Annotated in this window: 21 protein-coding genes; 9 read left to right on the top strand and 12 right to left on the bottom strand. The window is 58.0% G+C overall.

Annotation, left to right across the window (positions count from 1 at the left end):
* The first annotated feature begins 201 nt into the window (after positions 1 to 201).
* From uvrC to ABJD00_RS06090, 4 genes are all read left to right on the top strand, one after another.
* Positions 202 to 2,088 carry an excinuclease ABC subunit UvrC gene (gene uvrC, locus ABJD00_RS06075; RefSeq protein ID WP_413835187.1) on the top strand — a complete coding sequence of 629 codons (1,887 nt, stop codon included), beginning with the start codon at positions 202 to 204 and terminating at the stop codon, positions 2,086 to 2,088.
* A 70-nt stretch (positions 2,089 to 2,158) separates the two neighbouring features.
* Entirely contained in the window at positions 2,159 to 2,818 is a 660-nt protein-coding gene (gene pgsA / locus ABJD00_RS06080) for a CDP-diacylglycerol--glycerol-3-phosphate 3-phosphatidyltransferase (protein WP_413835185.1), read from the top strand.
* 5 nt (positions 2,819 to 2,823) lie between these two features.
* On the top strand, positions 2,824 to 3,069 hold the full coding sequence (moaD, locus tag ABJD00_RS06085) for a molybdopterin converting factor subunit 1 (RefSeq protein WP_413835183.1): 246 nt from the start codon (positions 2,824 to 2,826) through the stop codon (positions 3,067 to 3,069).
* Between the two features lie 6 nt (positions 3,070 to 3,075).
* Complete coding sequence (locus ABJD00_RS06090; RefSeq protein WP_413835180.1) at positions 3,076 to 3,516, top strand: molybdenum cofactor biosynthesis protein MoaE; 441 nt, start codon at positions 3,076 to 3,078, stop codon at positions 3,514 to 3,516.
* Between the two features lie 166 nt (positions 3,517 to 3,682).
* On the opposite strand, the gene ABJD00_RS06095 is transcribed toward ABJD00_RS06090, so the two are convergent.
* The 3 genes from ABJD00_RS06095 to ubiA form a co-directional block, all read right to left on the bottom strand.
* Positions 3,683 to 4,009, bottom strand: a complete 327-nt coding sequence (locus ABJD00_RS06095; protein WP_407592104.1) for a hypothetical protein — start codon at positions 4,007 to 4,009, stop codon at positions 3,683 to 3,685.
* Positions 4,002 to 5,906, bottom strand: a complete 1,905-nt coding sequence (locus ABJD00_RS06100) for an OmpA family protein (RefSeq protein ID WP_413835176.1) — start codon at positions 5,904 to 5,906, stop codon at positions 4,002 to 4,004. The genes ABJD00_RS06095 and ABJD00_RS06100 overlap by 8 nt, the downstream gene beginning before the upstream one ends.
* A gap of 61 nt (positions 5,907 to 5,967) precedes the next feature.
* Entirely contained in the window at positions 5,968 to 6,930 is a 963-nt protein-coding gene (gene ubiA / locus ABJD00_RS06105; protein ID WP_413835173.1) for a 4-hydroxybenzoate octaprenyltransferase, read from the bottom strand.
* 11 nt (positions 6,931 to 6,941) lie between these two features.
* Between ubiA and ABJD00_RS06110 the strand changes: the two genes are divergently transcribed.
* The 4 genes from ABJD00_RS06110 to ABJD00_RS06125 all read left to right on the top strand — a co-directional run bounded on the left by ABJD00_RS06110 (position 6,942) and on the right by ABJD00_RS06125 (position 10,794).
* Positions 6,942 to 7,667: a 16S rRNA (uracil(1498)-N(3))-methyltransferase gene (locus ABJD00_RS06110; protein WP_413835170.1), complete on the top strand. Its 726-nt coding sequence runs from the start codon at positions 6,942 to 6,944 to the stop codon at positions 7,665 to 7,667.
* Positions 7,664 to 8,527, top strand: coding sequence for a GNAT family N-acetyltransferase (locus ABJD00_RS06115; protein WP_413835168.1), 864 nt, complete (start codon positions 7,664 to 7,666; stop codon positions 8,525 to 8,527). Before ABJD00_RS06110 ends, ABJD00_RS06115 begins: the two co-directional genes overlap by 4 nt.
* Before the next feature lie 193 nt (positions 8,528 to 8,720).
* Positions 8,721 to 9,257, top strand: a complete 537-nt coding sequence (locus ABJD00_RS06120; RefSeq protein WP_413835165.1) for a hypothetical protein — start codon at positions 8,721 to 8,723, stop codon at positions 9,255 to 9,257.
* A gap of 166 nt (positions 9,258 to 9,423) precedes the next feature.
* Positions 9,424 to 10,794, top strand: a complete 1,371-nt coding sequence (locus tag ABJD00_RS06125; protein WP_413835163.1) for a glutamate--cysteine ligase — start codon at positions 9,424 to 9,426, stop codon at positions 10,792 to 10,794.
* Positions 10,795 to 10,798: 4 nt separating this feature from the next.
* Here ABJD00_RS06125 and ABJD00_RS06130 read toward each other — a convergent pair whose 3' ends face one another.
* The 5 genes from ABJD00_RS06130 to pyrC all read right to left on the bottom strand — a co-directional run bounded on the left by ABJD00_RS06130 (position 10,799) and on the right by pyrC (position 17,236).
* The gene (locus ABJD00_RS06130; protein WP_413835161.1) at positions 10,799 to 11,413 is read right to left on the bottom strand and encodes a DUF805 domain-containing protein; all 615 of its coding nucleotides are present in this window, start codon (positions 11,411 to 11,413) and stop codon (positions 10,799 to 10,801) included.
* A 211-nt stretch (positions 11,414 to 11,624) separates the two neighbouring features.
* A complete protein-coding gene (locus ABJD00_RS06135; RefSeq protein WP_413835158.1) occupies positions 11,625 to 14,663 on the bottom strand; it encodes a Hint domain-containing protein in 3,039 nt (1,012 codons plus the stop codon).
* A gap of 333 nt (positions 14,664 to 14,996) precedes the next feature.
* A complete protein-coding gene (locus ABJD00_RS06140; protein ID WP_413835156.1) occupies positions 14,997 to 15,224 on the bottom strand; it encodes a hypothetical protein in 228 nt (75 codons plus the stop codon).
* A gap of 74 nt (positions 15,225 to 15,298) precedes the next feature.
* Positions 15,299 to 15,913: a glycerol-3-phosphate 1-O-acyltransferase PlsY gene (gene plsY / locus ABJD00_RS06145; RefSeq protein WP_413835153.1), complete on the bottom strand. Its 615-nt coding sequence runs from the start codon at positions 15,911 to 15,913 to the stop codon at positions 15,299 to 15,301.
* A gap of 18 nt (positions 15,914 to 15,931) precedes the next feature.
* Positions 15,932 to 17,236 (bottom strand): dihydroorotase, encoded by a 1,305-nt coding sequence (pyrC, locus tag ABJD00_RS06150; RefSeq protein ID WP_413835151.1) that lies wholly within the window; start codon positions 17,234 to 17,236, stop codon positions 15,932 to 15,934.
* A gap of 415 nt (positions 17,237 to 17,651) precedes the next feature.
* Between pyrC and ABJD00_RS06155 the strand changes: the two genes are divergently transcribed.
* Positions 17,652 to 18,380 carry a hypothetical protein gene (locus ABJD00_RS06155; RefSeq protein ID WP_413848954.1) on the top strand — a complete coding sequence of 243 codons (729 nt, stop codon included), beginning with the start codon at positions 17,652 to 17,654 and terminating at the stop codon, positions 18,378 to 18,380.
* A 256-nt stretch (positions 18,381 to 18,636) separates the two neighbouring features.
* Here the strand turns inward: ABJD00_RS06155 and ABJD00_RS06160 are convergent, their stop codons facing one another.
* From ABJD00_RS06160 to ABJD00_RS06175, 4 genes are all read right to left on the bottom strand, one after another.
* A complete protein-coding gene (locus tag ABJD00_RS06160; RefSeq protein WP_413835147.1) occupies positions 18,637 to 19,404 on the bottom strand; it encodes an ABC transporter permease subunit in 768 nt (255 codons plus the stop codon).
* 115 nt (positions 19,405 to 19,519) lie between these two features.
* Complete coding sequence (gene ugpC / locus ABJD00_RS06165) at positions 19,520 to 20,596, bottom strand: sn-glycerol-3-phosphate ABC transporter ATP-binding protein UgpC (RefSeq protein ID WP_413835145.1); 1,077 nt, start codon at positions 20,594 to 20,596, stop codon at positions 19,520 to 19,522.
* A complete protein-coding gene (locus tag ABJD00_RS06170) occupies positions 20,596 to 21,441 on the bottom strand; it encodes an ABC transporter permease subunit (protein WP_413835143.1) in 846 nt (281 codons plus the stop codon). Before ABJD00_RS06170 ends, ugpC begins: the two co-directional genes overlap by 1 nt.
* The gene (locus ABJD00_RS06175) at positions 21,441 to 22,319 is read right to left on the bottom strand and encodes an ABC transporter permease subunit (protein WP_108835365.1); all 879 of its coding nucleotides are present in this window, start codon (positions 22,317 to 22,319) and stop codon (positions 21,441 to 21,443) included. Before ABJD00_RS06175 ends, ABJD00_RS06170 begins: the two co-directional genes overlap by 1 nt.
* Between the last annotated feature and the right edge of the window lie 12 nt (positions 22,320 to 22,331).

The raw sequence follows: 22,331 nt of genomic DNA on the forward strand, positions 1-22,331 counted from the left end.
ACTTGACAAGGCTTTAAAATTAAATTGATTGAGATCAATGACTTAATATGCTGCTCAAAAAATAGGCAGATCGGAGAAGCGCCCAAAAAACAACAAAAAATTGCGAAGGCTCAGAACTTGTCTCCAGACTTATCCACAGTATCCGTGGATGCAAGATAGCTTGAAACCGCACGTCAATCATTGCAGCGAATGCCGAATCGAATGGACCAAAAGCCCGATACCCAACAGCCCAAAGTAGAGCCGCCCGCGCCAGTGGGCCATGAGGTGGTACAAGGCTACCTCAAAACGCTCGATTCTTCACCCGGTGTGTATCGCATGCTCGACCGGGAAAGCCGAGTCTTGTATGTCGGCAAGGCGCGTAATCTGCGCGCACGTGTCTCGAACTATGCCCGGCCCGCAGGGCACAGCCCGCGTATCACCCGCATGATCTCGATGACTGCCTCTATGATGTTCCTGACCACACGGACAGAGACTGAAGCGTTGCTGCTTGAACAAAACCTAATCAAGCAGCTCAAGCCCAAGTTCAACGTGCTGTTGCGCGACGACAAGAGCTTTCCCAACATTCTGGTCACCGGCGATCACCCTTTTGCCATGATCAAAAAGCATCGCGGCGCAAAAAAGGAAAAGGGTGCATATTACGGCCCCTTCGCCAGTGCAGGCGCAGTCAACCGGACACTGAATCAGTTGCAGCGCGTGTTCCTGCTGCGCAATTGTTCGGATTCGATGTTCTCGACCCGCACACGGCCCTGCCTGCAATACCAAATTAAGCGGTGTTCGGGGCCATGTGTTGGGCTGATCTCTGAAGAAGACTATGCCAAGACGGTCAAGGACGCAGAACGCTTTTTGTCAGGCCGCAGCACGGACATTCAGGCAGAGCTGGCCGGGCAAATGCAGAAGGCCTCCGAAGAGATGGAGTTCGAACGCGCTGCTGCCCTGCGCGACCGTATCCGCGCAATGACGCAGGTGCAGAGCGCTCAGGGCATCAACCCGCGCAATGTGGATGAGGCCGACATCGTGGCGCTGCATCTGGAACAAGGACAGGCCTGCGTGCAGGTGTTTTTCATCCGAGCGGGCCAGAACTGGGGCAACCGCGACTTTTACCCCCGTGTGGGTGCAGATGTGGACGCCGCTGAGGTGCTCGAGGCGTTTCTAGGCCAGTTCTATGACACCAAGGAACCGCCCCGACAGTTGATCCTGTCCAATGAGATTGAGAACCCTGACCTGATGGCCGAGGCACTCAGTGGCAAGCTGGGCCGCAAGGTGGAATTGCTCGTGCCGAAACGCGGTGAAAAGCTGGAACTGGTGGACAGCGCCCTGCGCAACGCCCGCGAAAGTCTGGCCCGAAAAATGACCGAAAGCGCGACACAGACGAAGCTGCTGAAAGGGTTGGCAGACGCGTTTGATCTGTCGGCACCACCGGAGCGGATTGAGGTCTATGACAACTCGCATATTCAGGGCACCAATGCGGTGGGCGCGATGATCGTGGCTGGCCCGGAAGGCTTCATGAAAAACAACTACCGCAAGTTCAACATCAAGGGCGACGATCTGACGCCCGGTGATGACTTTGGCATGATGAAAGAGGTTCTGCACCGTCGCTTCAAACGACTACTGAACGAGGATCCGGACCGCGAAAAAGGTATGTGGCCCGACCTCTTGCTGATTGACGGCGGGGCCGGGCAGGTGAGTGCGGTGCGCGAGATCATGGCCGAGCACGGCGTGGAAGACATCCCGATGGTAGGCGTCGCCAAAGGCGTGGACCGCGATGCAGGTAAAGAAGAATTCTACCGTACCGGCAAACGTCCGTTTGCGCTGCGCCACAACGATCCGGTTTTGTACTTCGTGCAGCGGATGCGGGACGAGGCGCACCGCTTTGCAATTGGCACGCACCGCGCCAAGCGCGCAAAGTCCAATATGAAGAACCCGCTGGATGACATTCCGGGTGTAGGTGCTGCACGAAAACGCGCGCTGCTGGCGCATTTCGGCTCAGCCAAGGCGGTGGGGCGTGCAAACCTGGCCGACCTTAAGGCGGTTGAGGGAGTTTCCGAGGGGCTCGCGCAGAAGGTTTATGACTTTTTCCATGACACCTGAACCTGCTCGTAAGGCGCTCGTATTCCTGCACCCTCTTCCTGCGCTTTGCGGAACGCGGTAGAGGTAGCCTATGACGTGGACCATTCCGAATATCCTCACCGTTTTGCGCTTGCTCGCGGCCCCGCTAGTGGCCGTGATGTTCCTTTATTTCACGCGGCCCTATGCAGACATTTTTGCCGTGGTCCTGTTTGTTGGGGCGGCCATTACAGATTGGTTTGATGGCTATCTGGCCCGCGCCTGGGGCCAGCAGACGCGGCTGGGTACAATGTTGGATCCGATCGCGGACAAGGCGATGGTGGTGATCGCACTAATGGTGATCGTGGCCTTTTCCTCGTGGTCCCCATGGCTGGTCTTGCCCGCCACGATGATCCTGTTTCGCGAGGTGTTTGTGTCAGGCTTGCGCGAGTTTCTGGGTGATACGGCAGGCACTCTGAAGGTGACCCAATTGGCCAAGTGGAAGACGACGCTGCAGATGGTCGCTATAGCCGTTTTGTTTTCCCAAGGCGTCTTTGAACATTACTTTGGCATGTCCATATGGGGCATGGACGAGACGATGGTGTCCGCCATCCTGAACGGGGACGAGCCGGATCTGCACGGTCTGGGTTGGAAACTGGCGGGCGCGCAGTGGGCGGGACGCGTTGGTTTGTGGCTTTTGTGGATTGCAGCCCTTTTGACCCTGATCACTGGGTGGGATTATTTCCGCAAAGCGACGCCATACCTGAAAGGATAATTGCGATGGATGTCCTCTATTTTGCCTGGGTGCGCGAGCGCATCGGTCTGCCGCGCGAAACAGTGTCCAGTGATGCGGCCACTGTGATGGAGCTTGTGGAAGAATTGCGGACCCGAGAGGATCGCTATGCAGCTGCTTTTGCAGATATTTCAGCGTTGCGTGTGGCGGTGGATCAAGAGTTGTCCGAATTCGACGCCCCTCTGAAAGGCGTGCGCGAAGTGGCATTCTTTCCGCCAATGACAGGGGGGTAGAGGGGCGTGCGTATCGTTGTGCAAGAGGCCCCCTTTGATCTGGGGGCCGAGGCGACTCTGTTTACCAAGAACTGCAAGGAGTCGGGTGCCATCGTGACCTTCACCGGCATTGTGCGCGATGTGGCAGGCGGGCTTGAGGCCATGGAGATCGAGCACTACCCGGGCATGACAGAAGCCGCGCTTGCGGATATCGCTCAGGAAGCTGTCACACGCTGGGCGTTGGAAGATGCACTGGTCATTCACCGCCACGGCCCGTTGGCGCCACACGAGATGATTATGATGGTTGCCACCGCCGCTCCGCACCGAAAGGATGCGTTCGAGGCGGCGGAGTTCCTGATGGACTACCTCAAATCCCGAGCGCCGTTCTGGAAACGGGAGTTGACGTCAGAGGGCGCGGAATGGGTCGCTGCCAAAGATGCAGACGAAGACGCGCTGAAACGGTGGTAGCGTGATCTAAGGGACGCGCTGCGCGCAACGCCATTTTACCGACAACAGGGCGAGGTGGCTTTACCCCCGTCTCTGTGCGACTCCCCTAGGGTTTTTCAAATCAGAGACGTTGATTTGATGGGTGCCGTTTGTCTTGTTAGGCAGACGTATCGTCCGGCCCGGCGCCTCAGCTGGCTTGCTGCCGTTCGATCCATGCGCGAAGCTCTTCTGCTTCGTGGCGCGCGTCGCGCAATCCGTCCATTGCTGCACGCAATTCGGCTTCGGTCTGTGCAAGCTGGTTGGTCAGTTCCGCTTCACGCTGTTGCAGGTAGGTGATCGCCTGATCCCGAGTCTCTTCGGCTTCGTGTAACTCCTGGCTCATCCGATCCAGTTCGGCCACATCGCCTGCTGCAACGCGGGTAAAGCGGTGGATCAGCCAGTTGGCAAACCAGCCCAGACAAAAAGCCACGAACAGAACGATGGCTGTCGCAATGACAAACTCGGCTCTACTCATCACTCTGTCCTGACTCGTCTTCACTCGGGACTTCTGTATCGCCCGAACTGGCCACAGATTCCAGCGTTGTTTCGCCCTCGGGCAGGCTGGGTTTCGGGCGGATCAATTTGAATTCGATACGCCGGTTGGCCTCGCGCCCCTCTTCGCTGTCATTGTCGGCGATTGGGACGGTTTCGCCGTAGCCCACGGCATTAAATGACGCCGTCAACACGCGGCGTGCGCGCAGTTCGTTCAAAACCGATTGCGCCCGAGTCTGACTGAGGTTCAGGTTCATCTCTTCGCGCCCCTGACTATCGGTGTGCCCCTGTATCTCCAACGGGATGCTGCCGCACAGTTTCAGGATTTCGGCGATGTCGTCCATCGTACCAAGAGCACTGGCGTCAATTGTCGCATTGCCGGGTTCGAAGGTGATCTTGGAGACTGCCACAATTTCAGCAATTTCGGCCTCACATTGATCTGGTGTGGGGATAGCGTCCACGGGATCCAGCTTTTCCTTGTAAACTACGCGGATGTCGAATGTCGTAGTATCCCCCAGTTTTGAGGCCAAAAGAGAGGCAATGTTCGTGCTCGCTTCGGGGTTGCCGGTGTTTCCAGCCACGACCAGCGTTTCGGGTGTCACGGTCACCGCCCCGTTGGAAAGTTGCGCCAGCGCCTCAAGCCCGGTCAGAACGCGCACGGGCCAAGTGGTTGGTAGATCGTCAACAAGGCGCGTCGCGGTATAGACGTTGTCAGAGCCAAAGGCGGCCTTGGCATAGCTGTCGGTCACGTTGCGCAGGTTCTCATCCGACAACCGCCCACGCAGTTGCACAAGGCCCTCTGGACTGAGTGTCGCGACAAATTCTGGCGGTCCCTGGTTTGGATCCACTGTCTCAGGCAGAACCGCTGTCAGAGAAAAGACGGCCGGCAGGCGGTTTTCCAGTTCACCGATCACCCGGTCGAATTCGCCTTGGGCGGTGCCCTCGGCAGCCACAAGGGTCACATCCGCATCCGAAAATGTGACCGAGCCAGCACCCAATTCATTCAAGGCCGATATCGCTTGCCCCACGGCACGGCCCCAGTTTGGGCTGGGGACGCCCATGCCGACGGTGCATTTTGCGCTGCCTTGCAGCCCGGCGGCTTCGGCGGCGGCGATGATGCGCTCGCGGGTGGACTCCGTGTCTGCTGAGCAGGCGTCAAAACGGGTGCTGGTTTCGTCCTTAACCAGCCGTAGGGTAAAGGGCGTGATCACGGGCCGCGGGGCAGCCACATCCATCGCCACCTGCAGCCCCGGCGGGCTGGCGCGTTGCAGACTGCGTTCAAGCCGTTCTTTTTCTTCAATACTGTCGGTGATGGCGGTGATGGTGACGCGCCCAGCTTCAACCGACACTTTGGCGCGGGGCAGTTGTTCCATCGCGGTCAGGGCAAACCCAATGGCGTCTTCCCATCCCTGCGGCGCGGGGTAATCTGCCGCCTCAAGCAAGTCCGTAACCGGCAGGCGAGCGCTGATGCCGCGCACTCGACCCAACAAAGCTTCTCGGTCTGTTGAGGTCGGCAACAGCCCGATGATCGACAGGCCGGCATCGTTGCGCAGAATTTCGGCGGAAAAGCGCGGGGGTGCGATGGCAGCGGCGGCCTCGACCTCCATATCGTCGATCACCCGGGCCGCATCGACCACCGTGCCAGCAGCGGAAAGGGCGGCAAAGCGCACCGCCTCGGTTGGTGCGGTCCCGGCCAGAGTGACTTGAAGACCGTCCGCCTGAACCTCGGCCCATGTCAGTTCGCGTTCATCCAGCGCTTGGCGCACGCCGATTTCCGAGCTTTCCTCGATCAGTTTCACGGACATGTTCGCCGCAATCAGCGACAAAAGTGCCGCGACAAAAAAGGTGCCGACAATAGTGAGCAGCGAGGAGAGGCGCATTTGCGGGCCTTTGCTTGGGGACGTGCCCGACAGATTTAAGCCTGTCGGGCGCGCGTTTCAATCACACGAAGAGGGCTGCGCAGAAAAACAACAGCGGGATGATGCCGGTGTCTCGATTGGACCGGAAGAGTTGCAGGCATTTGCCGGGGTTTTCGATATCAAGCCCGCGCAGTTGCCACGCCATGTGCCAGCCCATCGCCCATGGCCCCCCAAGGGCAAGAACCATGGCCATGACCGATGCATCATCAATGGCGGCAAAGATTACTGCAATTCCCATGAGGCCTACAGTGGCCATCAGAAAACGTCGCAACCACGCAGCAGTCCGATCTCCAAACAGCCGCGCGGTGGATTTAACCCCGATCAGCGCGTCATCCTCGGTGTCCTGGTGGGCATAGATAGTGTCGTAAAATAGCGTCCAGGCGATTCCTGCGAGGTACAGAACGACGGCCGGAGCCTCCAGCGCGCCGGTATGGGCCGTCCATGCGAGCAGAGCGCCCCAGTTGAATGCAAGCCCAAGGAATACTTGTGGCCACCACGTAAACCTTTTGGCAAAGGGGTAGACGGCGACTGGCAGCAGGGCGAGGATACCCAAGAGGATTGCGTTCACATGGAACGTCAGCAGGATGCCAAACGCCAACAGTGACTGCACGCACATCCAAACCACGGCCCCTTTGACACTGACCTGACCCGCAGGGATGGGCCGCGACCGCGTGCGTTCGACCTGCCCGTCAAAGTCGCGGTCTGTAATGTCGTTCCACGTGCATCCCGCCCCACGCATCAGCCACGCGCCCGATGCACAGCCAATGGCGATCCATGCGTCTTGCCAACCCATCTGCTGGTCGTGGATGATGGCAAGGGCCAGTCCCCACCAACACGGCAGCAACAACAGCCACGTGCCAATGGGGCGATCTGCGCGCGATAGGCGCAAGTAGGGGCGCGTTGAAGCCGGGGCATAAAGGTCCACCCAGTTGCGGTCTTCCGCGTCAGCAACCTGACCATCTGGTACAGGGGACGTGTTGGTCATATGAAGGCCTTATGGTTACGCCGAAAATCCGCCTTTATGTAGAGCACCCTTTGGGGCAGGGGCAATCCGTGCCGTTGTCGCGGGAGCAGGCGCACTACTTGTTCGGGGTAATGCGGTTGGCCGTCGGGGGGGCGGTGGCCCTGTTCAACGGGCAAGATGGCGAATGGCACGCGGATGTGACCGAGGCGGGCAAGCGTGGCGGTGTGCTCACATGTGTCGCACAGACACGGGCCTTGCAGATGCCGCCTGACCTTTGGCTGCTCTTTGCCCCGATCAAGAAGGCGCGCACCGACTTCATCGTGGAAAAAGCCGCTGAAATGGGCGCGCAGCGGATTGTGCCGGTGCAAACGGATTTCACCAATGCAGGCCGGGTTCAGCGTGACCGGCTCCAAGCCCACGCGGTTGAGGCTGCCGAACAATGCGGTGGGACATACGTTCCGCAAGTGGCAGAGATGATCAAACTGGATCGTGCATTGGCCGATCTGGGTGATCGTGCTCTGATGTTCTGTGACGAGGGTTTGGCTGGGTCCGAGGACCGCTTGGCCTTGCCGGATATTCCGGGGCCTTGGGCGATCCTGATTGGTCCGGAGGGCGGTTTTTCGGACAAGGAACGCGCCCGACTGCATGCGCTGGAATCTGCCCACGCCGTCGCCCTCGGGCCGCGCATATTGCGCGCGGACACAGCCGCGGTTGCTGCAATGACCCTGTGGCAACGCCAACTTGGGGATTGGCAATGACCGGCCTGCGGCGCGCTATGCCTCAGGACGCAGAGGCGATGGAAGTGTTTCTGGCGCAATACGCGGCCACATCCATGTTCTTGCGCAGCAACCTTGCCGCGCATGGCACTGACGAACACACGCACCCGCATGGCACGACCTTCTTTCTGACGACAGAAGGACTAGAGATCACCGGCATTTTCGGGATCAGCAATGGCGGCTACCTTATGGCGCAAGCCCCGGACGCGCCGCCCGAAGACTGGGATGCATTTGCCGCCGCAATCAAAGGGCGGACAGTTGCTGGCATGACGGGTCGACCCATTCAGGTGGCGGCCTGCCTTTCCGCGACCGGACAGACGCTTGGGCCGTGGGCGGTGTTGGCGGACGAGCCTCTATACCACCTGACTCTGGCGGACTTGGCAGACGTGCCCGGGAAAGTGCGCACACCCGCCGAAACAGACCGGGCGTTGCTTGAGGCGTGGTTCACGACCTATGCGTTGGACACCGGGCAGGCAGAGCCGGGTGATGGACCGACAGAGTGGGCCAAAGCGCGCGCAGGTGCCGCCATAGGCAGCGATGATGTGGTGATCCTTGAAGAGAACGGCACGCCGCTCGCCATGGCCGGGATCAACGCCCGCCTGCCTGATATCGTGCAAGTGGGCGGCGTCTTTACGCCCGATGGGATGCGCGGAAACGGCTATGCACGGCGCGCCACAGCGGGGTTGCTTCGGCAGTGCAGAGCCCAAGGGGTGACGCAATCGGTGCTTTTTGCCCACAACGCAGTTGCCGCGAGGGCCTACGAGGCGCTGGGTTTCCAACACGTGGGAGAGTACCGCGTGGCACTTTTAACCACTCCGCGTGTGGTCGGTGCTCTGGATTAGACCAGTAAAGGCGGGTGGCGGCGCTGTCAGATCTCCATCTGTCGGGCGATGTCCGCATACCAACTAGGCGCGTCGCTTTGTCCTTTGATTTCCAATGGAAAAAGTGGATTTTTTGCCTTGCGCAGCAAAAGGGACTGCTCAGACGGGACTCGAATGCCTATGTTTGCAACATGTATCTAAGAAAGTGGTTCAAATGACGTTCTTCCGACCCGAAGCCACGGCGGCACTATGGCGCTGGCGTGAAGTGCTTTTTGGCATAGCCTTGGCTGTTCTCGCTCTGTGGTGGCTGGCCGGACCGGGCGGGCTCTTGGGCTATCTCGCGCCGGTGCTGCTGGTCGGGGCAGGTGCGTTGATCATGGTGGGGCTGCAACGCGGTCGCTTTCGCTCTGCGGGCGGAGGCCTTGGCACGGTGCAGGTGGACGAAGGGCAGGTGACCTATTTTGGGCCACTCACAGGCGGCGCCGTTGCTCTGCGGGAGATGGCGCGACTGACACTGGACGGGGCGCAACGGCCTGCGCACTGGCGGTTGGAGCAGCAGGGGCAGCCCGCACTTATGATCCCGATTGATGCAGATGGAGCGGATGCTCTGTTTGACGCGTTTGCAAGCCTGCCGGGGCTCAAGACTGAGCACATGCTGTCGCAAATGCGCGCAGCGCCCGCAAAGCCGGTGGTGATCTGGCAACGCAGTGCTCCAGGCCTTGCGCAGATGCAACCGCTTGGGCGCGCCTGAGGGCAGGCGGGTTGGACGACACGTCCGCCTTACCGAAATGCACACATGTGCTGCGCGGATATGCGCAACATCTCGTGACCCAGCGCACTGTCCCCATACATTGACACCCCGGCCAATTCGCACCATCCCTTAGGTTCGACTTTCAGGCATTTGTGGAGCACGCCCCATGTCCATTCCTCAGTCCGGCGGTGGGCCCATCGAACACCACGACCAACTTGCCGGTTTCATGGAAAGCGGCTGCAAGCCAAAAGCAGACTGGCGCATCGGCACCGAGCACGAAAAGTTTGGCTATTGCACCGACACTCTGAAACCACTGCCCTTCGAGGGGCCACGATCCATCGAGGCGATCCTTGGCGGCTTGCGCGACCGACATGGATGGAGCGAGTTGCGCGAAGGCGGCAAACTCACCGGGCTCGAAAAGGGGATGTGCAATATCAGCCTCGAACCCGGTGGCGCGCTGGAACTGGCCGGGGCACCACTTGAGACGATCCATGAGACCTGTGACGAGGTGAACCAACACCTCAGCGAGGTTAAGGACGTTTGTGAAAGTCTTGGAGCCGGCTTTATCGGTCTCGGAGCCGCACCGCACTGGCTCCATGAAGACATGCCATTGATGCCCAAGGGCCGCTACAAGCTGATGGACGCCTATATGGGCCGCGTCGGCACCATGGGACGGACCATGATGCGGCGGACCTGCACGGTGCAAGTGAACCTTGATTTCGCGACCGAAGCCGACATGGTGCAAAAAATGCGCGTCGCCATCGCGTTGCAACCTGTGGCGACCGCGCTGTTCGCAAGTTCTCCGTTTTTTGAGGGGAAGCTAAACGGGCACAAATCCTGGCGCAGCCGTGTTTGGCGGGATCTGGACCCGGCGCGCACAGGCATGGTTCCGTTTGTGTTCGACGAAGATTTTGGGTTCGAACGTTGGGTGCAATACGCGCTCGATGTGCCGATGTACTTTGTTTACCGCGATGGCAAATACATTGACGCGCTGGGCATGTCCTTTCGCGATTTTATGGCCGGGAAACTGCCCGCATTGCCAGGTGAAACCCCGACGCTCAGCGACTGGGCCGATCACATGACGACGGCTTTTCCCGAGGCGCGGGTGAAAAAATTCATTGAGATGCGCGGTGCAGACGGCGGTCCGTGGCGGAGACTTTGCGCGTTGCCCGCGTTCTGGGTCGGCCTGATGTATGATCAGACGTCGCTTGATGCGGCATGGGATCTGGTCAAAGGGTTCGACGCAGAAACGCGTGAAGGCCTGCGTGTTGCCGCGTCAGTCGATGGGCTGCAGGGCGAGGCGAACGGGGTCAAGATGTTGGATCTGGCTCGCGAGGCGGTTGCGATCTCTCGTGCGGGTCTGGTATCGCGCGCGCAGCCCGGAGCCGCAGGCTTGATCCCGGACGAAACCCACTTTCTCAACGAACTTGAGGCAAGCGTCGAGTCCGGCCAAACGCTGGCGGATGAGCTGATCGCGCATTACCACAACGACTGGGACGGTGACGTCACGCGCGTGTTCGGGGCCTATTCGTACTAACGAACTACTCGGCGACGACCGGTGTCTTGCCCAGCACGCGCTGCTCGTAGAGGGCGCGCACCTCGGCCTTGCGTGCGGCCAGCATCTCGGGCGTCGGTTCTTCCTTGATCTTGTCGAGCACGGCATAGCCCTGCATCGGGTCATGCTTGCGCTTTGGTGCAATGCCGCCACCGCCACCCATACTCGGGGTGGGTGAGGGCATGCCGCCACCACGTTGAAACGGACCGGGGCCGTGAATGTTGGTGTCCGCCTCTGACGGCAGTAGCGTCAGAACGAATACGATCAAGCCACCTACGAACGGCACGAAATACATCAGGTAAAAGAACCCCGACAGGCCGACATCGTGCAAACGACGTATCGTCACGGCCATGCGGGGAAAGAACGTGATCAGCATGTAGTACGTCAGCATAAAGTCGAGCGGGCTCAATGCGAGTAATGCCGTCTCGTTCCAGGCCGCAGCGTTGAGAGTACTGACGACAAGATAGGCGTCGATCGCAAAGGCGGCGCCGCCCACGAGGATTTCAAACAGGAAAAACCACCAGAATTCCGGGCGCGTCGCGCGGCCTGAAAACTTGAAATAACCTGCAAAAACCGAGTTGATCGCTTCAAAGAAACCCATGGTGGTACTGCCCTCGTCCTGTCGCCATTGGCTGTTCATGCACGTTATGGGTGTGCTTTGAGGCGCGACTGTGACGGTTTTTGTGCGATGTCGTGGCGGCGGACGTTGATCCACGCAATGGGTAGCCGGTTGAGTGTTGGCTGATGGGGCTCGCCTGCCATTGCGCTGGGTCGAATGCTCTCCGGTCCCGACCGCACTTGGCACAATCTATTCAGGCAGCGGCGGACAGTGCCTGCACATGCGCAGGTAGAGTGCGGCGCCGTGCAAAAATGCGAGCGGTGGGTCCATATGTTTGATGGGCACGCTCTTGGGCAAGGTCAGGCAATAGCCCTAGGACCTCAGCATTTGCGGCAGTGGTCAGAGCATTCAAGGCCATTGGACCGGGATAAAAGCTCTCGGCCGGCGCTCCGTTCGCAAATACGATTTGGTGCGTTTCAAAAAGCAAGTGGATATAGGTCACTGACCGGCACCCGTTCAGAAACCGGGCCTGCCCACCCTGCATCTGCGCAAGATGTTTGGCGCGGAACAGGCGTTCTTCTCCGCTCGCGTCACGCAGCAACATGCCATGTTGGGGCGACACGATCAGGTGTGTCTGGGCGCCGATGATCTGCGGCGCGATCAGGATGGGACGCAGATGCGGGGCGACCTCCAGAGTCGCGCGGTCAATCCGTCGCGCGCCGCTCCACAGCAGAGGTAGAGGGCCATTGTCGCGCGTCACCACCAAATCGCCGGGGCGCAGGGTTTCGATAGCGACCGGCCCCGCTGGTGTCAGGATCCGGGTACCGGTGGTAAAGCACATAACACCCGTGTTGTCCGTGGTCAGGCTTGACCGGTCCGCACCGCTGAGCGTGATTCCATCGCCTGACTGCATCTGATCGTTGTCGGAATAGTCAACGGTGCCCCCATAGTCGGTCGAATTGGACTGGTTCAATACGCCGTCATCGTCAAAATCGCAGCGCACTTCGCTGATGCTGTCATAGAAGCCAGACAGATCGACAAAGTCGTTGTTGGTGATGTCCCCATCACGCAAGGCGCCCGAGTTGCCTGTGTTGAAGTCAGTGATCGTGTCCGCACCGTCACCGACGGAGTAGGTGAACGTATCATCGCCCGCGCCACCGGTAATGGTGTCGTCTCCCGTCCCGGCGGTCACAGTATCATCGCCGCTTCCACCAAGGATCGAGTCATCCCCGTCGCCCATAAGGATGTCGACGCCCGCACTGTCGTCGCTTGCATCTACAACGTCAGCTGCGTCGGTCAGGATCAGCCGCTCAACCTCGCCGAAAGTGATAGTGTCGGAGCCATCTGTGATCGTACCGGCCTCGTCGCCGGTATATGTGACAGTAACTGGGCCGCTCAGGGCGCTCAGATCAATGGTGTCGTAATCCCGATCGCCGGGGTCTGTTACGCCCTCGCCGCCGGTGATCACGTCGTTGCCAAACCCGTCTTCGATGATGAAGGTGTCGGCGTCTTCGCCACCTTCCATGGTGTCCGACCCAGTACCGCCGCGCAGCGTATCCTCGCCTTCAGTGGCGACAATGCTGTCGTCACCCGCACCTCCGTCTAGGCTGTCGTCGCCGATTGAGTTCATCAGCGTGTCAGCGCCGTCACCACCCAACAACGTGTCTTCGCCCATGCCACTGCGCAACAGGTCGTCGCCCGCGCCGCCATCGATCAGGTCGTCGCCTGCCCCGCCCTGAACTGTGTCACCGCCGTCCCCGGCCACAACCGTAACGCCCGCACTATCAGCGGATGCATCCACGACGTCGGCCTCATCCGTCAGGGTCAGCGCCTCAATCTTGGTGAACACCAGCGTATCGGAGCCGTCACTCAACGCACCCGCACCATCAGCCTCATAAGTGACGTGCACGCCCTCCGTCAGCCCCGAAGCATCAACCGTGTCCTCATCCAGCCCCGTGCTGGTACCTTCACCGCCGATGATCGTGTCCGACCCAAATCCGTCGCCGACAAGAAACGTGTCGGCATCATCGCCGCCATCCAGAACATCCTCGTCCACGTAAACTGTGGGCGTATCGATGGTGAACACAGTCTCAGGGTCAAACGCGTCAGCATTCGAATATATGCGAAAATCCTGCTCGTTCCCGTTTGCATAAGTGATCGTGACCTCGAAGAAGTTCGGGCGGGTATCAACCGAGATGCCGTCATACATCTCTTGCAGCACAATCTGATCCACGCCCATGTCAAAGTCAGATATGTTGATCCGACCGGTCTCGTTCGTGGTTTCAATCAGGACATAGTCGACCTCGCCGTCACCTTCATCAGATCCCGATGACGCATTCAGGCGGATGGTCGCCTTGTCCCTGCTACCCGCCTCGACAGAGAAGTAATCCGATCCGCTGACCCCGGTGACGTTGCCGCGATCTTCTACGGTGACCCATTCGATCGCCTCGGTCGTCCCGCCGGACAGGATATCGTTGCCCGTTCCACCCGAAATGGTGTCCGACCCAGCCCCGCCATCGACATGGTCATGCCCGGCGCCCGCGTTGATTTCATCGTTGGTGATTGAAACCTCGGAGCCGTCCGCGTCCTCATACCCCACCCCGATAACGTCATCATGGGCGGTGCCGTCAATGGGCATGCTTGGCGTGCCGTCCGTGACGCTGATCGAAAAGATGCCTGCGTCTTCGCTGCCGCCACCAAGAACGCCATCGACCCAGCCTGCAACAGCATCCGCATCCCCCACGCCGGGCACATCGAAATCCTCGATCCCGCCATCGGTCACGCCTGCGGTTGCAACACCAAACCCACCATCGACCCAGGACAGCTCTTCATAAATGAACTCGATACTGAAGTCCGAACCGCCATCTGAACTCAGCACCACCTGAAACGAGTTGGTGTCGGTCGATCCGGTGTATGGGGTGACGTCTTCCCAAGTGATCGTGACCGTGCCTGCATCCGGGTCGACATCCCAATGTATGTCGCCGCCTTTGTCGATGTCGACATCCGACCAAAAGGGCGCAATTGCGGGCTGATCCAACCCACTCAGACCTTCGGGTTGATAGGATGTATTCGGACTTTCAAAGGTCAGAAGACCATTCGAATTGACCCACATCTCGGTATATTGCTCGCCAAAGAACTTGAGGCCATCGTCTCCAAACACCGGCGTGAGGTCGACTTTGACGGCGCTGTCATCAAACTCGCCCCACGGTGATGCTTCATCAACTCCACTTGTCTTAAAACTGTTTTCGCCAAAGCCGCTGGGACCGCCCAGCGTGTCGTTCATTGTGCCCATCAGACTCTCCTCTCGAAATTCGTGGTCCGCTGTGCGGGTGGCACCATTGGGTCGGGGTCGGGCATGTTCAGGCGCTAGCGCGCTTTGCCTGCCGGGACCCATGCACTTTGTTTCTGCAGTATCCCGCTCACGATCCTGATCCGTAAAATTGGACTACAGCTGCGTGTGTATTCGGGCAGGTTTAAGCAGAGGTTGGTTTGCCCGGGTCTGGGCGCCGGAATTTACCGAGACTTTGAGATGATTTTGAAAAGAATGAGCCATGTCTGCGCTGGTGTCTGGGGCCGTGCCTAGTCGGGATAAACGTTATTTGGAACGGGCTTTCCAAGCTTACAGCTATGACTGAAGGGGCCGATCCCAAGAACGTTCGGTCAGATTCGATGGCCTTTGGTCAATCGACAATCCGAGCAAGAACGCGACAACCTTCGCCTCTGGCATTTCGCAGGGTTTCAGCAGGCCGCCAGACGCCAGATCATACCAGTTGTGGCTAATGTAGTCCGCACCACCCAACTCCTCGGCCACCAGCTTGATGGCGCGCCCGCCAGAGAATGCTGATTTCGTCACGACGTACCGCCGCCCCGCCGAGCACGCCGAAAACGTACCCATAGGCAGAGCGTGCAATGCGGTCGCAAAGGGCGTCACTTGCTCTTTTGGCCGATCTTCGGTTCAGTGCCGGCCTTGATCCTTGCGATGTTGGCGCGGTGACGCCAAAAGATCAGCAATGTGAGGATCACGCCAAGGAGTAATCCCTCCGGCAGACCCAGAAACATCATCAGAAAGGTCGACGCCGCTGCTGCCACCAGGGCTCCCATCGACGAGATGCGGAACAGGCCGGCTCCGATCAGCCACGCGATGCAGGCGCCAACTCCCACAGGCCATGCCAGTGCCAAAAGAAGGCCCAGAAAGGTCGCGACGCCTTTGCCGCCCTGAAACTTCAGCCAGACAGGATAGCAGTGCCCGATCATCGCTGCCAGGCCCGCCAATTGTGCGGCATCCTCTGCACCGGTGGCGTAGCGCGCCAGCAGCAGCGCCGCCGCACCCTTGGCCGCGTCCAGCAGCAGGGTGAGGGCAGCGGCAAGTTTGTTGCCTGTACGCAGGACGTTTGTGGCCCCGATATTGCCGGACCCGATCTCGCGCAGGTTGCCAAGGCCCATGATGCGCGCCAGCACCATACCGAACGGTATGGAGCCAAGCACATAGCCGATGACGGCCCAGAGCAGCAGGATGGTCGTCGGGGTTTCAATCAGCGGCATGCGTCAAGCCTTTGATATTTATTGTTTTTGATAGACGGATTTGCCCGCCACATAGGTGGCGAGAACCCTACCCTGCATCCGCGCCCCGTCAAAGGGGGTGTTGCGCGATTTGGACTGCAGTGTGGCCCGATCCATTACAAAGGGTGCGTGCGGGTCAAACAGGACAAGGTCTGCTGGGGCTCCGGGTGCAAGGCGCCCGCAGTCTAACCCCAACCGCCTGGCCGGGTTCAGCGACATTGCCCGCCACAACTGCGGCAGGGTGATGTGGTCACTGTGGAACAGGCGCATGGCTGCGGGAAGCAGAGTTTCCAGCGCAACAGCGCCGGAGGCCGCGGCCTCGAAGGGCAGGCGTTTGCTTTCTTCGTCTTGCGGGGTGTGCATGGACGAGATTACATCGATCAGACCGGAGGCCACCGCATCGGCGATGGCGAGGCGGTCTTCTTCGTCCCTCAGCGGCGGCTTGATCTTGAAGAAGGTGCGGTAGTCCGCGACATCCAGCGCATTCAGTGTGAGGTGGTGGATAGACGTTCCCGCAGTGATGTTGAACCCATTCTGCTTGGCCCGTTCCAGCGGGGGCAGCGCGCGCGCCGTGGTAATCTGATCTGCATGATACTTTGCGCCGGTCATTTCGATCATGGCGATGTCACGGTCGAGCCCCATCCGTTCGGCCATGGGCGAAACGCCGGAGAGACCCCGCAAACTAGCGAACTTGCCTGAGGTCGCGGCGGCACCAGTCGAAAGCCCTGGATCCTGAGGATGCCCTAATACCAATGCGCCAAGGCTGTGGGCATAGGTCAGCGCACGACCGAACACCTTGGTATCGGCGACAACATGGTCGCAATCGGTGAAGGCGACGGCGCCCGCATCCAGCAGAAACCCGATCTCTGTCATCTCGCGGCCCGCCCGTCCTTTGGTCAGTGCGGCCATTGGAAGGACATTGACGGGCGCGGCTTCGCGAGCTCGGCGGATGACGAATTCGAGGGCTTCGGGATTGTCGATCACTGGATCGGTGTCGGGGCGGGTGACCATAGTGGTGACGCCTCCGGCGGCAGCGGCCAAACCGGCCGAGCCAAAGCTTTCCTTGTGACGCTCACCGGGTTCGCAAACCTTGACCCCGATGTCGACGATGCCGGGGGCGAGGTGTTTGCGGTTGCAGTCGATGACCTGAGCAACGTTGACGGCTGTCAACTTTTCTTCATCTGTATCAGTGCTTTGCGTAAAGACTTCGGCAATCTTCCCGTCGCGGACAAGCAGGGCGCCAGTAGTAACAGTGCCCGCTTCGGGGTCGATGAGCTTGGCGCTTTTGAACAGAGTCGTGGTCATGCGGCCTTGAGCCCGAATACTAAGAGGGCGTTTCGCCCTGCGGCTATGAGAGTGGGAAAGATGGCCATGACGTTCCTCAATCTGGACCCTCCTGCGTTGTCGGGCAAAGTGCGGGAATTGTCCAGAGACACGCCGCTGATCCTGCGATGAGGAGCGAGGTGAGGAGGGGAGAGAGGGACGTGCGAAGTCGCTTGAGATCAGGCGAAGGCGTCTTTGCAATGGAAGGGAGCAGGATTGGGGTGTGCTGATGACGAACGCTGTTCGGTTGGGGTGCCAGAGTGAGGCACAATGGCTGCTTTCAGCCTGTCGCAGACATTTGTTGTTTAAGCGGCGTGAGCCTGTTTTCGGTTTACACCATTGTCTGCCAACCCGCATACTATCGCATTACGTGAATTCCCTTGTTCGCTTTGAGGATATGAAAATGGCACTCCGTTCTTACAGCCTTTTGGAGGCCGCAAGACTCCTGCAGGAAACACGACAATTGATCAAAGGTGGCCAAAAGGGTGACCTACTCAGCGACGTGACATCTAAAGGGGCAAAAGTTGCCGCTGGGATTACAAGTGACAAGATTTTGGTGATTACGGGATCGCGCGGCAAAAAGGATTATGCAGCATACAATCTACGTCCGTTTCGATGGTTGCCCAAAATGAATGACATTGATGAGATCGTCACAGCAAATTTGCCCAAGAAAGCGTTTCACAAAGGATTTCTGTTGCATGCGGCACGTGTGAAGCAGTTTTTGGGAAATCGCAAACCAAGCATCATTATTGGTCACTCACTTGGTGCGGCGTCAGCGCAGATTCTGGGTGCACATTACAAGGTGCCGACGATTGGATTGGCCTCTCCACAAGTCGTTAAGCGGACTTACTTGGAGCCCGGCGCGCTGCGGTCCACGACGCATCCTCAATGGCACGTCTTTAACATGGCGTGGAAAGAGGATCTCGTCAGCCGCGGTTTAAGGTTCACCGGACTGCGGTGCCTTGGTCATCGGGTTGTGGTGGCGTCCAACGAACCTAATGCAGGGATCGACCATTTTGTGAGTGATTATGAACGACTAATTGTCTCGGCGATCGATCACAAAGTTGATGCCCTTCCGAATAATTGGCCCGACTCTAAGTTTCCAATGCCGTCCCGTTTAGCCTAGCACTTCAACGGTTTTGCCGTCGCTTTCGCCACAGCTGTATCGCCGACAGTGCCGAGGTTCCCTCGCGCGGATGCGGGATAGGGCAGGGCAAGAAAGGATGGGTCCTATGGACCTATTTTGCTGCCGCAAGGCTGGAAATTACGGACCAATAGTCTTGGACAAAAAGAGAGTTTCCAGACCTTCTCTCTCTACATCCATTGATCGCGGCGCGGATGAAGGCACAACACGGCAGGCTGGTTTGTTGAAAAACCCTCTGTCAAAAAGAGTCTTTTGTGTCGACCAAAGCTTTGAAGAAATACCGTTGAAACAGAATCACCAGGATCAGAGGCGGTAGGATCGTTAAGACACCCAGGGCCATGCCCGGAGCGCTCTCCAAACCAATCAATCTGATCCCACGCAATACTGTATAACGGGACTCGTCCGTACTGAGCATGAGTGGCCAGAGATATTGGTTCCACCCGACCATAAAGGACACCACGAATATTGCCCCCCCGCGACGCCAGGCCAACGGTACGATAAAGTCCCAAAAGAAACGTACGGGGCCTGCCCCATCTAGCTTGGCCGCTTCCAGATATTCATCGGGAAAAGACAAAAAAAGCTGGCGGAAAAACAGTGTTCCCAATGCGATGGCCAAGGCCGGCAAAACCATTCCCCCAAAGGTATTCACCAAGCCCAAAGTGGCTGCCACCTGAAAGGTCGTCACAAAGCGGCTTTCTAGCGGGAGCAATAGTGTCAGCATGGTCAGCCAGAACAAAAAGCCCGCGACAGAAAACTTGAAGAATACAATCGCATAAGCGGCCATCATCGAAAGTACGGTCGTTAGCGATGCAATCGATACGGCAATAACGAGCGAATTCTTTAGCATCGCCAAAGCCGTGATCTGATCGGTAAAGCCTGCCTCGAGGCGGGCCACCTGCGCATAGTTAGCACCGGCCTGAGTGCCGGGCCAAAACTGCAAGCCCTGCTGAGAAATCACGGTTGACGTATGTGTCGAAGATACGATCATCAAGAAAATGGGCAGCATTAAAAACGTAGACCCCAAAATCAAAACGACATGATCCAGCCAAGCCGAACGGGCCAGTTTTTGATTGGGGTTCAGGCGCATTTAAAAGGACGGGGTACGAGGCTTGGTGCGGCGTTCATTTAAGCCGCGCACCTGTATCCTTTTCAAATACGAATGCATCTTCGGGGTTGAAGGCCAGAGTCATTTTTTCGTCGAGACCCGGCAGCAAGGATTGCGAGGCCTTGAGGCAAATCTCTTGCACATCACCGGCATCCGAAACCAGGCCCGGCAAAGACCCGTAAATCAGGTTCTCGCCGCCATGCTGTTCAACCAGATCTACATTGATCGAAAACTGACCCTCGTCAGATACCGTCAATACGTCTGGTCGCACGCCCAGAACCAGATCTTTGTCTGTTGGCAAGTCAGAGAACCCTGCAATCGCCATATCCCCAGCGATCAAAGAGGTCCCATCGAACTTCGCGGGGATCAGATTGATCGCAGGCGAGCCGATAAACGACGCCACGAACAGAGTGCGCGGGTTGGAATACAACTCCATCGGCGCGCCCATCTGTTCAACACGCCCCTCGTTGATAACGGCAAGCCTGTCGGCAAGTGTCATCGCCTCGGTCTGGTCGTGCGTCACGTAGATTGACGTTACATTCATGCGGCGTTGGAGTTTCTTGATCTCGATACGCATCTGCACACGAAGCTTTGCATCAAGGTTCGACAGTGGCTCATCAAACAGAAAAACCTGTGGGTTGCGCACAATTGCGCGACCCATTGCAACCCGCTGACGCTGCCCGCCTGATAACTGGTTGGGCTGGCGATCAAGGAACTTGTCGATCTTGAGCATCTTGGCCGCATCCGTGATCCGCCGCTCGATCTCTGCTTTGTCCATTTTCCGGTTTTTCAACCCGTAAGACATGTTCCCGCGCACGCTCATGTGTGGGTAAAGCGCGTAGTTCTGGAACACCATCGCCACGTCCCTTTCGGATGGAGACACGTCGTTGATCACGCGGTCACCGATCAGAATATCACCGCTGGTCACACTTTCCAGACCTGCAACCATGCGCAGGAGCGTGGACTTGCCACAGCCAGACGGCCCGACGAATACGATGAGTTCGCCGTCGTCAATTTGCATATCCACACCAAAGATTGCCTCGGCGCCATTGGGGTAGGTTTTGCGGACTTGTTTGAGTTCAACCTGAGCCATTACTTCTCACTTTCGACGAGGCCCTTCACGAACCATCTTTGGAATATCAGCACCACCAGAACCGGCGGCAGGGTAGCCAGAATAGTCAGAGCAAAAGCCTTCTGGAATTGTGGCAGTTCCCCACCTTCATTGAGCACCTGATAGATTTGCTTGATGCCAATGACGAGCGTGTAGTTTTCTTCTTTTGTCGTCATGATAAGCGGCCAGAGGTATTGGTTCCATCCGACAACAAACATGATGATAAGGATCGCAGCGATCATCGTCTTGGACAGCGGCACCAGAATATCAATGAAAAATCCCCATGCGGATGCACCATCCAGACGCGCGGCTTCTAGCAACTCGTCTGGCACCGATTTGAAAAACTGGCGAAAGAAGAACGTGCCCGTCGCAGAGGCAATCAGCGGAATAATCAAGCCTGCTTTGGTATCCAGCAGCCCCATATTGGCGACCACTTCATATGACGGAATGATGCGGACTTCTAACGGCAGCAACAGCGTCATGAAGATCACCCAGAACAGCGGAACGCCCAGCCGGAAACGGAAGTAGACAATCGCATAAGCCGCCAGCATCGAAATGATGACTTTGCCAATGGCAAAGCCGACCCCGAGGATCATCGAATTTTTCAGCATAGTGGTGGCCGTGACTTTTTTCATCACACCACCCTCAACGAACAGGACTTCGTTGTAGGTTTCAAAGAAATGCGGCCCCGGCCAGAACTGAAGCCCTTCGCGCAGGATCGTTTCCGGTGCATGGGTTGATGTTGCGAAAGCAACCCAAACCGGCAGCGTCATGAAAAGTGCGCCCAGGATCAGGATGACGTGGGTGCTGATTGGGACACGTTCCATCAGTAATGCACCTTCTTCTCGATAAATCGGAACTGGATGACCGTCAGGACCAGAACCATTATCATCAAAACAACCGATTGTGCGGACGACCCGCCGATGTCAGCACCGCGGAAGCCGTCCTGGAAAACCTTGTAGACAAGCGTTGTTGTCGCCCCACCCGGCGCGCCTTGCGTTGTCGTGTCGATGATCCCGAAGGTTTCAAAGAACGCGTAGGTGATGTTGATCACCATCAGGAAGAAGGTCGTCGGCGCCAAAAGCGGGAACGTGATTGTCCAGAACCTGCGCGTGGAAGATTTGCAGTCCATCAATGCCGCCTCTTGCACGCCTTTGGGAATGCCCTGAAGGCCAGACAAGAAGAAGATGAAGTTCACGCTTACCTGTTTCCAGACCGAGATCAGGACGACAACAAACCCGGCGTCGTAGGGGTCAAGTTTGTGGTCAAAGTCGAACCCAATCGAGTTCATAAAGATGTAGAGATCTCCAATCAGCGGGTTGAACATCAGATTGCCCATCAGACCTGCGACAGGTGGCGCAATCGCGTATGCCCACATCAGCAGGGTTTTGTATGTGCTGGCCCCGCGGATCACTTCGTTGGCTTTGACCGCCAACAATAGCGCCAGCCCCAGCGACAGGGCTGTGACCAGCGTCGAGAACACAATGGTGAATCCCGCGGCCTGCAGCCATGCGTCATTGAAAATTGTGTCAGAGTAGTTTCGGAACCAAACAAACTGCGAGGACAGCCCAAAGGCATCCTCAAGCAGGAAAGACTGATAAACCGCCTGCGCCGCGGGCCAAAGAAAGAACACCACAATAATGATGATCTGTGGCGCGATGAACATATACGGAATTGCGCTATGCTCGAATTGTACGCGCTTCATATAACCCCCTGG

The sequence above is a fragment of the Tateyamaria sp. genome, from assembly GCF_039945315.1.
Lineage (GTDB): Bacteria > Pseudomonadota > Alphaproteobacteria > Rhodobacterales > Rhodobacteraceae > Tateyamaria.